This is a genomic window from Pseudomonas sp. CJQ_9, from assembly GCF_043106615.1.
In the GTDB taxonomy this organism is placed as follows: domain Bacteria; phylum Pseudomonadota; class Gammaproteobacteria; order Pseudomonadales; family Pseudomonadaceae; genus Aquipseudomonas; species Aquipseudomonas juntendi.
In genome coordinates this window covers 1-12598 of record NZ_JBICMS010000047.1, presented here as the reverse complement: position 1 = coordinate 12598, position 12598 = coordinate 1, and the positions used below count along the sequence as shown (strand labels likewise).

Here is a 12598-nt window from a genome sequence, read left to right as displayed (position 1 = left end):
GGCGCACCGCTGGGCAACGACGAAATCGCCCTGACCCGCCAGGCCCTGAACTGGAACTACGGCCCGTTCGAAATCCCGGCCGACATCTATGCCGAGTGGGATGCCAAGGCTGCCGGTGCCCAGGTCGAAGCCGAGTGGAACCAGCGCTTCGACGCCTACGCCAAGGCTTACCCGGAGCTGGCTGCCGAGTTCAAGCGCCGTACCCGCGGCGAACTGCCGGCCGACTTCAGTGCCAAGGCCCAGGCCTACATCGAAGAAGTGGCTGCCAAGGGTGAAACCATCGCCAGCCGCAAGGCCAGCCAGAACGCTCTGAACGCCTTCGGCCCGTTGCTGCCCGAGTTCCTCGGTGGTTCGGCCGACCTGGCCGGTTCCAACCTGACCCTGTGGAAGGGCTGCAAGGGCGTCGAAGCCAATGACGCCAGCGGCAACTACGTGTTCTACGGCGTACGCGAGTTCGGCATGACCGCCATCATGAACGGTGTTGCCCTGCACGGCGGCCTGGTGCCTTACGGCGCGACCTTCCTGATGTTCATGGAATACGCCCGCAACGCCGTGCGCATGTCGGCGCTGATGAAGCAGCGCGTGATCCATGTGTATACCCACGACTCCATCGGCCTGGGCGAAGACGGCCCTACCCACCAGCCGATCGAGCAGCTGACCAGCCTGCGCAGCACGCCGAACCTGGACACCTGGCGCCCGGCTGACGCCGTTGAATCCGCCGTGTCCTGGAAAAACGCCCTGGAGCGCAAGGACGGCCCTTCGGCGCTGATCTTCTCGCGCCAGAACCTGCAGCACCAGGCGCGCAGCGCGCAGCAGATCGCCGACATCAGCCGTGGCGGCTATGTGCTCAAGGACTGTGCAGGCGAGCCTGAGCTGATCCTGATCGCCACCGGTTCGGAAGTGGGCCTGGCGGTTCAGGCCTTCGACAAGCTGACCGAGCAGGGCCGCAAGGTACGCGTGGTTTCCATGCCGTGCACCAGCGTGTTCGATGCCCAGGATGCTGCCTACAAGCAGTCCGTACTGCCGCTGGAAGTGGGCGCGCGCATCGCCATCGAAGCCGCCCACGCCGACTTCTGGTACAAGTACGTCGGCCTGGAAGGCCGCGTGATCGGCATGACCACCTACGGTGAGTCGGCGCCGGCTTCGGCCCTGTTCGAGGAGTTCGGCTTCACCCTGGAGAACATCCTCGGTACTGCCCAAGAGCTGCTGGAAGACTGATAAGGTCTAAGGCGAGTGATGGCGGACAGAGAATGCTTTGCCCGCCACCGGCCCACATCTGCTTGGGGCGCCGAGACCCGCTTCGCCTGTTTTGATCTCCAAGCAGCACTTCGACGTCCAGCGGCACTCCTTTTTATAGCCTTCCAAATCAATGCGTTGTTGCAACTTTTGGTTGTATACATCCGTCTGATACGGGCAGCATAGTCCTCTTTCGCAGGTTCAAACCGCACGCCTACCCGTGCCAACATGGATGTCATGACTTCTTCCCTCACCCCCCACCCACCCAGCAAAATTGTGTACAGCTGGCGGTGCACCTCTGTCGAAGAACGGTTGAGGGCCCTGAAGCCGCAGTGGCGACACAAGTCGTTGGATATCACCACTGAAGTTTTGGGCGGGAATGCCTCCTTCGTTAACTACGTACGGCACCATCGCCTGATGGACCCGTGCACTGGCCAACCTGTTGAGCTAGTGGAAAAGTCGATTCGCAAATTAGCCTTTATCGGCAGCCAGGAGGCGCGCTTTCATCGCACCGCAGGGTGGCTGGCAGGTACTACGCGGTTTCACTACCCCGCGTGCCTGGGCGTTATCGAAACCCCATGGGAAAGCTTGATCTTCACAGAGTTCGTGCGCGGTAAGCCGCCACGCATGCATAAAATTGGCAACCAGCTTGCGCTTGGCATCGCAGAGCTCGAGTCGCTCAGCCATGACTACCTAAAAGAGCAGCCTTCAAGAAAGGCGCCCCTTTTGTGGAGTATGGATTTTTTCAGACCCTGGTTCCTTTTACGGCCACGCTTCAATTACTCCCGTTGCTTGCTTGAACTGATGAACCTGGGGCTTGAAGATCGTCGTTTTTCAGGCCTGGCCGAGCGCTTCAAGGCTTTCATCCCGCTAACTCGTAGACTGGCCAGCAACGCCCGCTGTAGCCCTCGTTGCATCAGCCATATGGATTACCTGCAGAAAAACCTGTTTCTCGACAAGGGCCAGCTACACCTGATCGACTGGAGTGAAGTCAAGATTGGCCGCATAGGCTTCGACGGCGGTGCCTACCTGGGCAGCTTGTTCCGGCGCAAGGATATGAAAGTGTTCCTCACAGCGCAGGCAGAATTCATCGAGACATACCGAACCGCTTTGCCAGCACGGTTCAACGTGGAACAGGCCCTCGGGAACTTGCGCTACGTATTCCTACTCACAGCTCTGTTCCATTGCCTGCGCCCGGAAACGATTGCCGAGTACAAGGAACGTGACCGGATGGCGTTGCTGCTGGAAAAATACAACTACTTGCTAGGTCTGCTGCACCACGACGGGTAGATCTGTAGGTGGTTTTTTCTGTGCATGGCTCCGCAGCTTACGCCGCTCGAGTACCGGACGCTCATCCCTTGCGGGCGGGTATACCGCGAGTGGGTCCGGATTGGGTAGCAATTTGATGCCATAGGTCAGCATCTGCTCAGATCTTCTAATTTCTTTTCGCGATTTGTGCTCAACGGCGCGCCTACGAATATGAATATGTATTAACATTCGCCATCCTTTTTTTACCGGTGCCGAAGGGCTTTGAGCCCCTGGTCCCCCTTTTGCTGAATGGATACCGCTCCACGTTTATGGACGACGCTTCGCCCCGCCCTCGCTTGCTGGTCCTGTCAAAAGGTGCGCAGCGCATCAGTACGCTCCCTGCATTGCTGCCCGATTTCGCGCTGCAAAATGGTACCGTGGGCAATATCAAATCAACTGATCGCGTTATGGCCTGGGGCCGCAAGCCCAGCGCTATCAAAGCGATAGCCGAAGCTCAGAAGGCCGGCAAGCCCGTACTCACGCTAGAAGACGGCTTTATCCGCTCGGTCGGCCTAGGCGCCGACGAACCGCCGCTATCGCTGATCGTGGACGACGTAGGTGTGTACTACGACGCTACCCAGCCGTCGCGCCTCGAACAACTCATCGCTACGCCTCTAAGCGCTGATCAAATCCAGCGCGCCACCGCACTGCGGGCCTTGTGGCAGCAACAGCGGGTGTCCAAGTACAACGACGCACGCATCGAGCGCCCAACGTTGCCGGAAGACTGCGTGCTAGTAGCTGACCAGACATGTGGCGATGCCTCGTTGCAGGGAGCAGGCGCCGACGATTTCGAAGCCATGCTCAATGAAGCGTTAGCGCGCTACCCGCACAGCACCATCTTGCTCAAGGTACACCCCGACGTAGTGGCCGGTCGCAAGGCCGGGCACTTCGACTTGGCCGCGCTGGCCAGCAACCCACGGGTACAGGTGCTGGCGCGCAATATTCATCCGGCCGACTTGCTGCCCCACCTGCGTGCAGTGTTCGTGATGACCTCGCAACTGGGCTTCGATGCCCTGCTGTGGGACGTACCTGTGCATACATGGGGCATGCCGTTCTATGCCGGTTGGGGGCTGACCCATGACCGCTTGCCGGCTCCGTCGCGGCGTCACGCCGTGCCACTGCCCCAATTGATCCATGCGTGCCTGGTTGCTTACCCGCGCTACGTATGCCCGGAGCAAGGCGAGCCCTGCACACCCGAGGTGTTGATCAACTGGTTGGGTTTGCAAAGGCGGCACCGCAGCGTATTACCAAGCACAGTACAGATGCTGGGTTTCAGCCGTTGGAAAGAGCCGCTGGCAAACCTGTTTTTCAACGGCGCTGCCATTCGCTTCGTCAAACCCGAGCAACCACTGGCGCCAGATGTGCCCGTGGTGTCCTGGGGCTGCAAGCACGACACTGATCTTTGTAGCCACCCTCTGCCAGTCAACCGAGTGGAAGACGGCTTTCTGCGGTCGGTGGGCCTGGGCGCCGGCAAGGCGCGGCCCTTGTCCTGGGTGGTGGATGACGTGGGCATTTACTACGACGCCACGCGGCCGTCGCGCCTAGAGCGCATTTTGGCCGAGCAGCCGTTCGACCCGGTGCTGCTCGCACGTGCCCAGGCCTTGCGCCAGGCCATCTGCGCGGCAGGGCTTACCAAGTACAACTTGCCTGGCACCCGCTGGCAGCGCCCCGCGCATGCACGGCGGGTGATCCTCGTACCTGGCCAGGTAGAGGGCGACGCGTCCATCCGTTTTGGCGGCAACCGTATCCGCAGCAACCTGCAACTGCTGCGCGCGGTGCGTGAACAAAACCCTGATGCCTGGGTGTTGTACAAGCCGCACCCTGAGGTGCTGGCCGGCACGCGAGCACGCGGTGACGACGAAGCGCAAACCGTGCACTGGTGCGATGAAGTGATCGGCGACACGCCTTTGCAGCAATTGCTGGAAGTGGTCGACGAATTGCATGTACTGACCTCGCAATCGGGCTTCGAGGCCCTACTGCGCGGCGTTCCGGTTACCACCTATGGCCAACCGTTCTACGCGGGCTGGGGGCTTACCCGGGACCTTGACCTGCAAGCCCAGGTACGGGCGCGCCGCAGCCGGCAACTCACGCTGGACCAATTGGTAGCGGGCACGCTGCTGCTCTACCCCACTTATGTAAGCCTGGTGACCAACCGCTTCACCACCGCCGAACGCACCCTATACGAACTACAGAACTGGCACGCCTTACCGCAGCCTGGAGCTCCCTCCCGATGGCAGGACTTGAAACGACGCTTGAGCAGTTTGTTGGGCATGAAGCGCCCGACCAACTGAATGCAAGGGCGACGCGTGGTCCGCTGCTGCGCATCCCGTCTCACAATTTTCTATTTCTACAGGGTGTAAGCTCGCCCTTCTTCAGTCGCCTGGCCAAGGGACTGCGCGATATCGGCCAGCGGGTGCACAGCGTGCGCTACAACGTAGGTGACGCGTTGTATGGCCCCGGCGGCGCTCAGCTGACCTGTCCGCATCGCCCGGAAGACATGGAGGCCTGGTATGCCCAGGTGTTCCGCCAGCTGGACATCACCGATGTGGTGCTGTTTGGTGACTGCCGCCCAGTCCATCGCCCCGCTGTGGCCCTGGCGCGGCTGTGGGGTATCCGCGTGCATGTGTTCGAGGAAGGCTATTTCCGGCCCTACTGGGTGACGCTGGAGCGCGATGGGGTAAACAACAACTCGCGCTTGCCACGTGACCCGCAGTGGTACCGGGAGGTCGGCAAGCACATTCCCCGCTATCAGAATGGCAATGCGTTCAAACTGTCATTTGCCGCGCGCGCCACGCATGACGTGCTGTACCACGCCGGGGGCGCGCTGAACCGTCTGTGCTTCCCTCGCTACCGCACTCATGCGCCGTTCAATGCGGCCATGGAATATGCCGGTTTCATCCGCCAGGGCATGCGCCTGCTGCGCGCCCGTGTGCACGACGACGCGCTGGTGGCTGAAGTCGCCCGCGAGCGGCACCCCACTTTCCTGCTGCCGCTGCAACTGGACAGCGACTCGCAAATCCGCGACCACTCGCCGTTCCAGAACATGGCCCAGGTGATCGAGCATGTGATTGATTCGTTCTCGCTCAACGCCTCCTTCGATGCACGCTTGGTGGTGAAAAACCACCCACTGACGCCGGGGCTGGTCAATTACCGCAAGGTAACTGAGCAACTGGCGCATAAGTATGACGTGGCCGAGCGTGTCGACTTCATGGAAAGCGGGCACATGCCTACGCTGCTTTCGCACATCACCGGTATGATTACCGTCAACAGTACCGCGGGGGCATCGGCAATCCTGCACCACCGCCCCACCTGTGCGTTGGCTGAGCCAATCTACGCAATGCCGGGGCTTACCCATCAGGGCGGGCTGGACGACTTCTGGCAGCAGCCCGAGGCACCCGACAACACGTTGTTTCAGCGTTTCCGCAACACCGTCATCCACACCACCCAAATCAACGGCGGCTTCTACACCGCCTGCGGCATGGACATGGCCGTGGCCAACTGCCTGGAAGTGCTGATGGCGAAAACTTCAAGAATCGAAAAATACCTATGAGTTCGCATGCCTCACCCCGCTGCATCCTCATCACCGGCGCCACTGGCGGTATTGGTGGCGCATTGGCCCCGGCCTACGCCGCCCCCGGTGTCACGCTTATCCTGCAAGGCCGGCGCCACCAGCGGCTGGCAGAAATGGCCGAGCAGTGCCGCGCCCTCGGTGCCGAAGTGCTGCTAGAAGCGCTCGACGTACGCGACCTGGACGCCCTACGGGCGATGGTGCGGCGGGTCAGCGAGCAGCACCAGCCCGACCTGGTGCTGGTCGGCGCCGGGCTGAACACCGCGGTGGGCGCCAATGGCGAGGCGGAAGACTGGGACGACAGCCGCGCCCTGATGGAGGTGAACGTGATGGCCGCGCTGGCCACCGTGGAGGCTGCCCTGCCGGCCATGCGTAGCCGTGGCAACGGGCAGATCGCCCTGTTCAGTTCGCTGGCGGGCTGGCGCGGCCTGCCGGTTACGCCCACCTACAGCGCCAGCAAGGCGGCCATCCGTGTGTATGGCGAGGCCATTCGTGACTGGTTGGCGCCGGAAGGGGTGAAAGTGAACGTGATCGTGCCGGGGTATGTGGAGTCGAAGATGTGCTTCGAAATGCCTGGGCCCAAGCCGTTTCTGTGGACTGCCGAAAAAGCGGCCCGGCGCATCAAGCGCGGGCTGGCGGCGAACCAGGCGCGTATCAGCTTTCCGTTCCCGCTCAATCTGGGCACCTGGCTGCTGGGGCTTATCCCGCAGTGGCTTTCTTCGATGATCCTGCGTGGGCTGAAGTACAGTGATTGACGTTTCCTTGTTGCCAGTCGCCGTGCTCGGCCTTGGCCTGACCGTGGCGGTCGAGCGCCTGCTGCAACCTCGCCCTGCCCTGCGCCGCCCGGCCGATTGCTGGCTGCTGCACGCCGGGCTGTGGTGCGTGGGCTTTGCGCTGCTGTATGCGCTGACGGCGCGGCCACTGTTCAGTGGCGTTAACCTGCTGTTGCTGTGGCTGCTGATCGTGCTGGTCAGCAACGCGAAATACCATTCGCTGCGCGAGCCGTTCGTGTGCGCAGACTTCGAATATTTCAGCGATGCGGTGAAGTTTCCGCGCTTGTACCTGCCGTTCTTCGGGTTTGCCAAGGCGGGGTTGCTGGCGGTGGGTTTCCTGCTTTACCTGTGGGCGGGGCTGAGCTTCGAGGTGCCGGGTGCGCGGCTTGCGGCGCTGCTGCCGCTGGTCGTGGGCCTGGGCTTGTTGCGGCTGGGCCATCGGCGGGTACAGCCAAGCTTTGATGCCGAGCGGGATGTGCGGGACTGGGGGTTGGCAGCCAGTTTGTGGCGGTACTTCTGGGCGGCGCGGGCGCCGGTGGATCGGGCGGGGTTGGGGTCGCCGTTTGGTGATCTGCCTGTGGCGGCCTCTTCGCAGGGCAAGCCCGCTGCTGCATCGGGCTTTGCGCAGCACAGGTCGCAGGCAGGGGCGCAGCCAGACTTGGTATCGGTGCAGAGCGAGTCGTTCTTCGACGTGCGTGACCTGTGGCCAGGCGTGCGCCCGCAGGTGCTGGCGCAGTACGATGCGCTGGCCAGCCAGGCATTGGCCCGGGGCAAGCTGCAGGTCGCGGCCTGGGGCGCCAATACGGTGCGTACCGAGTTCGCCTACCTGACCGGCATCCCTACCGGGCGGCTGGGGGTGCACCGCTTCAACCCGTACCGTGTGCTGGCGCGCCAAGGGCTGCCCAGCATCGCCTCGCGGCTGAAGGCGCAGGGTTATCGCACCATCTGCATTCACCCTTACGCTGGCAGTTTCTATGGCCGCGACAAGGTGTTGCCGGCGCTGGGTTTCGATGAGTTCATCGATGTGAAGGCGTTCAACGCTGGGCAAAAGGCCGGGCCATTCATTGGTGATTGCGCGGTAGCGGAGAAAATCCGCGAATTGTTGCAGGGGCCGGGCCGTACCCAGCCGCTGTTCATCCATGCCGTCACCATGGAAAACCACGGCCCGCTGCACCTGGAAAGCGTGGCCGCGCACGAGCTGCCGGCCTGGTTCGACCGCCCGCTACAACCAGGCATGCAGGACCTTGGCCCTTATGTACGGCATATCTGTAATGCCGACCGCATGCTGGGCATGTTGCGCGACACCCTGCTGGCCCAGCCAAACGAGGCACTGCTGTGCTTCTACGGTGACCACGTCCCGATCTTGCCGGGGGTTTACCAGGCCATTGGTGCACCTGCGGGCGATACCGATTACCTGATCTGGTCCAACCGCCGCCAACCTGGCTGCCAGGCCGGTGCGCTGGGGGTGCAGCAGTTGTCCAGCGCCTTGCTGGCCCATGCCCAGGCGCCAGTGGCGGGGCGGCATGCGCCTGCTGCGGCGGCCGGGGTAGCCTGACGCCGTGGTGAGCATCGTGCTGGGCTCGCACCTGGCGCCGGAGCGCGCCGCAGCCCCTGCCCTCGCCCGCTTGCTGACCGAGGGGCGGGGCTCGCTGGCGTTCCTGATCGGCAACCCCGCATGCCGCTATCGCTTGCTGGGCGCGGCCATAAACTGGGACCGTGTGCTGCTGGCGTTCGATGGCGACCAGGCTGTGGGCTTTGCTGCGTTCAAGCATGGGCGGCGCGGGCCATTTGCCTTGCAATGGCGGCCGTTCATTCGGGAATTCGGTGTGCTGGCCGGCTGGGTGCGGTTCATTGGGTTTTGCTTCAGCGAGCTGCGCGAGTGGCGCTACCCGTTCTTGCTGTACGGGCTGCGGGTCAGCAAGGTTGCCCGGCAACATGGCGTGGGGTCGGCGCTGGTCCAGGCCTGCTGTGCGCACGCGGCCGCGCAGGGGTTCCACCAGGTCGAGCTGGAGGTGCCGTTGAACAACCCGCGCGCGCAAAGCCTGTACCTGCACACCGGCTTTACGCCGCGTCGCAAGCGCTGGGTGCCCTGCCCACCGGTGCGTAACATGTGGCGGGCCGTGTAATGCATATTCTGGAACAACCATGTGCGGCGGGGTTGTGGGAGCAACTGTCTTGTTCAATATCTGAAAGTTTGCGCAATCTCTGTGGGAGCGGGCGAGCCCGCGAACACCGGCTACGCCGGTGCCATGCACCGCGGCGCCTGTTTCGCGGGCATGCCCGCTCCCACATGGTCTGTGCTGTGCTTGATAGGCGGTGGTTACCATGAGCCCTTCCATCACCGGGCAGTTCACGCCCCCAGAGGCGCTGGTAGAGGGCGGCGGCTGGGTCGGCATCATGTCGCAATGGGTGGCCTGGAAGGTGCTGCATCTGCCGCAGTTCCTTGGGCCGGAGGGCCCGCCGTTCTGGCTGTGGCGCCGCGGCCGCAAGGCGCCCAAGGGGCTGAAGGCTATTGCCGGCATCGGCTACAAGCAGTCGTCGGCCCACGCCCGGGTGTTGTGCCAGCGCTGGGGGCTGCCCTACATCGCCCTGGAAGACGGCTTCTTGCGCTCTTCCTCGCTGGGCATCGAGGGTGACACACCGATGTCGATGGTGATCGACCCGGTGGGTATCCACTATCTGGCCGACCGGCCTTCGCTGCTGGAAAACATTCTGCAGCAGCCCGAGGCGCTCAGCGCCTATGAACTGGACAGCGCCCGCGCGCTGATTGCGCTGATGCGTAGCAGTGGCATCGGCAAGTACAACAATGCCCGGGACCTGCCGGCCGACGACCCGCTGGGCCGCGAGCGGCCGTTGGTGCTGGTGGTCGACCAGACGGCCGGGGACTATTCGATCCCCGGCGGCGGGCTGTGCGAGGCTGACTATGTGCGCATGCTGGACGAGGCACTGGCAGAAAACCCGGGCGCCGATGTACGCGTGCGCATTCACCCGGACTGCCTGGGCGGGCAGAAGCCCAGCTGCCTGCTGCACGCGGCACGGGCCCGCGGGGTAACGCTGGAGGCGCGGCCGGTGGCCTGGGCGTCACTGGCCCGGCGTGCGCAGCGGGTGTATGTGGGCACTAGCCAGGCCGGGCTGGAGGCGCTGATTCAAGGGGTGCCGGTCACCTGCTTCGGCCTGCCGTTCTACGCGGGTTGGGGGCTGACCGATGACCGCATGGCCATCCCGCGCCGGCAGGCCCGGCCAGACCTGGTGCAGCTGGTGGCGGCGGCTTACGTACGTTACTGCCGCTACGTCGACCCGTTGACCGGGCAGTTGACCGACGCTTTGACCGTAGCCCGTCAGCTGGCCAGCAAAAAAGCCCAGGATGCGGCGTTTGCCGGGCCAACCACGGTGCTGGGTGTGAAGCGGCACAAGCAGCACAATATTCGGCGGTTTTTTGCCAGCCGCTGGGGGCAGTTGCGCTTTTGTGTGGACAGCCCGCAATTGGTCAGCCAGGTGGCGGCCGAGCAGGGCCGGCTGCTGGTCTGGGCTGCGCGCGAACCGGCCGGGCTCGCAGCGCGTGCAGCCCAGGCGGGCGTGCCGCTGTGGCGGGTCGAGGATGGTTTTCTGCGCTCCACGGGGCTGGGCGCCAGCAACAGCCCGGCGCTGTCGCTGGTGCTGGACCGTGGCGGCATTCATTACGATGCGCACTCTGCCAGCGACCTGGAGCAGCTGTTGCAGCATGGCGAGTACGATGCCGCCAGCCTGGCCGAAGCGGCGCGGCTGCGGGCGCAGATCGTGGCCACCGGCACCAGCAAGTTCAACCTGCGCAGCACGCTGCGGCCCGCCTTGCTGGCCCGGCCGGGCCAGGCGCGGGTGCTGGTGGTGGGCCAGGTCGAGGATGATGCCTCGGCGCTGTGCAGCGGTGGCGGTGCCGGCTGTAACCTGCGCTTGCTGCAGCAGGTACGCGCGCGGTTGCCGGACGCGTGGATCCTGTACAAGCCGCACCCCGACGTAGAGGCCGGCAAGCGCCGTGGGCACATCGCCCCGGCACAGCTGCAGGGGCTGGCCGACCAGGTGTTGGCGGGGGTAGACATCGCTGGCCTGTATGGGCAGGTGGACGCGCTGCACACGCTCAGTTCCACGGCGGGTTTCGAGGCGTTGTTGCGCGGGGTGCCGGTGGTGACCTATGGCACGCCTTTCTATGCCGGCTGGGGCCTGACCGAGGACCACCAGCCATTGCCGCGCCGTACCCGGCGCCTTACTTTGGACCAGTTGGTAGCCGGCGCCTTGTTGCGCTATGCGCGCTATGCCGACGTCCAGCAAGACTTGCCCTGCGATGCCTGGCACGCCCTCGCCTGCCTCAGCGCGCCGAAACCGGCGCGGGTGGCGGACCGGCGAATGGCGCCGTTGCTCAACTATACCCGGACCATGCTTGGCTTCGGCCGGCCGCTGGCCCCATCAAAGGACTAGAACATGCCTGTTTCGATCAAGGACATCGGCCGTTTCGCGGCATTGCCGTGGCATTGCATGCAGCTGGCTACCCATGCCAAGTCGTTCGAGAACAACCCGGTGCTGGGCAGTGCCCGGCTCAATGCCTTGGGCCTGCATGTGCAGCGCCGCCAGTTGGCGATGGCCATGGCGGGTTATCGGCGCAATGCCCTGGCCTCGCGGTTGGCTGCGGGTGAGCGCGAGCATTTTGAGCACAATGGTTTTTTCATCCGTGAAAACGCCCTGCCGGCCGAGCAGTTCGCGGCGCTGCGTGCCGAGTTGGGTGCCTTGCGCAGTACCGGCTGGGAAATGCGCCAGGGCCGTGCGGTAACCCGGCGGGTCAGCCTGGACCAGGACGTGCTGGCGCACAACCCGGCCACCGCCGCGTTCGTGGCCGACCGCGGGGTGCGCGATCTGATTGCCTATGCGTCGTCCAATACCGGGGGTATTACCTACCAGTTGCAGTCGATCGTGATTGATGCGGCCAATGCCGACCAAGACCCGCAAACCCGCCTGCATGCTGACACCTTCCACCCTACGGCGAAGGCTTGGTTGTTTCTGGACGACGTGGCGGATGACCAGGGGCCGTTCAGTTATGTACCGGGTTCGCACCGGCTGACGCCTGAGCGCCTGGCCTGGGAGTACCGGCAAAGCCTGGGGGCGTCGCGTTCCAGCGAGCAGATGCACCGTGAGGGTTCGTTCCGCATTGATGAGCCGGAACTGGCCGCCCTTGGCTTGCCCCCGCCACGGCGTTTTGCGGTGCCGGCGAACACCTTGGTGGTGGCTGACACCTCGGGGTTCCATGCCCGTTGTGCAAGCCACCAGGCCAGCCACCGCGTCGAAATTTATGCCAGTTTGCGGCGTAACCCGTTCATTCCGTGGCGCGGGGCGCATCTGTTCGCCTTGCCGTGGATCGCCAACCACCACATGCGTTGGGATATTCGCCTGAAGCAGTGGATGGGGTTCGGCAAGAAGAGCCATTGGCGGTTTGTGGAGCAGCTGAATGCGTATGAGCCGCCGCATATTTGAATCACGGCGGGTTAGCTGGGCGTCAGGTGGGTTTTGGTGTGGATGGCGGCGGCCAGACATTGACGCCTGGCCGTTCACCGTTGCAGCCACCACCGTATTCGTGGCTAAAGCCACTCCTACATTGGGCGGTGTACCCCGCCCGATGTAGGAGCGGGTTCACCCGCGAAGGGGCCGGGCCTGCTGGCCAATGTCTTCTGGGTATTCACCGTTGCCG

9 protein-coding genes are annotated in these 12598 nt (G+C 63.8%); all 9 read left to right on the top strand.

Annotated features, from left to right (window positions below; all coding sequences use genetic code 11):
* Positions 1-1218: transketolase family protein (locus tag ACF8SD_RS08720; RefSeq protein WP_392484589.1), on the top strand; the 1218-nt coding region annotated here is incomplete at its 5' end.
* Between the two features lie 255 nt (positions 1219-1473).
* Positions 1474-2526 carry a phosphotransferase gene (locus ACF8SD_RS08715; protein ID WP_392484588.1) on the top strand — a complete coding sequence of 351 codons (1053 nt, stop codon included), beginning with the start codon at positions 1474-1476 and terminating at the stop codon, positions 2524-2526.
* 287 nt (positions 2527-2813) lie between these two features.
* Positions 2814-4835, top strand: coding sequence for a capsular polysaccharide biosynthesis protein (locus tag ACF8SD_RS08710; RefSeq protein WP_392484587.1), 2022 nt, complete (start codon positions 2814-2816; stop codon positions 4833-4835).
* Positions 4775-6094, top strand: a complete 1320-nt coding sequence (locus ACF8SD_RS08705) for a capsule biosynthesis protein (protein WP_392484586.1) — start codon at positions 4775-4777, stop codon at positions 6092-6094. The genes ACF8SD_RS08710 and ACF8SD_RS08705 overlap by 61 nt, the downstream gene beginning before the upstream one ends.
* Positions 6091-6867 (top strand): SDR family NAD(P)-dependent oxidoreductase, encoded by a 777-nt coding sequence (locus ACF8SD_RS08700; protein ID WP_392484585.1) that lies wholly within the window; start codon positions 6091-6093, stop codon positions 6865-6867. Before ACF8SD_RS08705 ends, ACF8SD_RS08700 begins: the two co-directional genes overlap by 4 nt.
* Before the next feature lie 7 nt (positions 6868-6874).
* Positions 6875-8440, top strand: a complete 1566-nt coding sequence (locus tag ACF8SD_RS08695) for an LTA synthase family protein (protein WP_392484590.1) — start codon at positions 6875-6877, stop codon at positions 8438-8440.
* 4 nt (positions 8441-8444) lie between these two features.
* On the top strand, positions 8445-9011 hold the full coding sequence (locus ACF8SD_RS08690; protein ID WP_392484584.1) for a GNAT family N-acetyltransferase: 567 nt from the start codon (positions 8445-8447) through the stop codon (positions 9009-9011).
* A 199-nt stretch (positions 9012-9210) separates the two neighbouring features.
* Entirely contained in the window at positions 9211-11337 is a 2127-nt protein-coding gene (locus tag ACF8SD_RS08685) for a capsular polysaccharide biosynthesis protein (protein WP_392484583.1), read from the top strand.
* Between the two features lie 3 nt (positions 11338-11340).
* Positions 11341-12384, top strand: a complete 1044-nt coding sequence (locus ACF8SD_RS08680) for a phytanoyl-CoA dioxygenase family protein (protein WP_392484582.1) — start codon at positions 11341-11343, stop codon at positions 12382-12384.
* The last annotated feature ends 214 nt before the right edge of the window (positions 12385-12598 follow it).

Excerpts from the sequence above, each read along its gene's own strand:
- ACF8SD_RS08700 (WP_392484585.1), top strand. The coding sequence starts at position 6,091 with ATGAGTTCGCATGCCTCACCCCGCTGCATCCTCATCACCGGCGCCACT.
- ACF8SD_RS08705 (WP_392484586.1), top strand. The coding sequence starts at position 4,775 with ATGGCAGGACTTGAAACGACGCTTGAGCAGTTTGTTGGGCATGAAGCG.
- ACF8SD_RS08710 (WP_392484587.1), top strand. The coding sequence starts at position 2,814 with ATGGACGACGCTTCGCCCCGCCCTCGCTTGCTGGTCCTGTCAAAAGGT.
- ACF8SD_RS08685 (WP_392484583.1), top strand. The coding sequence starts at position 9,211 with ATGAGCCCTTCCATCACCGGGCAGTTCACGCCCCCAGAGGCGCTGGTA.
- ACF8SD_RS08715 (WP_392484588.1), top strand. The coding sequence starts at position 1,474 with ATGACTTCTTCCCTCACCCCCCACCCACCCAGCAAAATTGTGTACAGC.
- ACF8SD_RS08680 (WP_392484582.1), top strand. The coding sequence starts at position 11,341 with ATGCCTGTTTCGATCAAGGACATCGGCCGTTTCGCGGCATTGCCGTGG.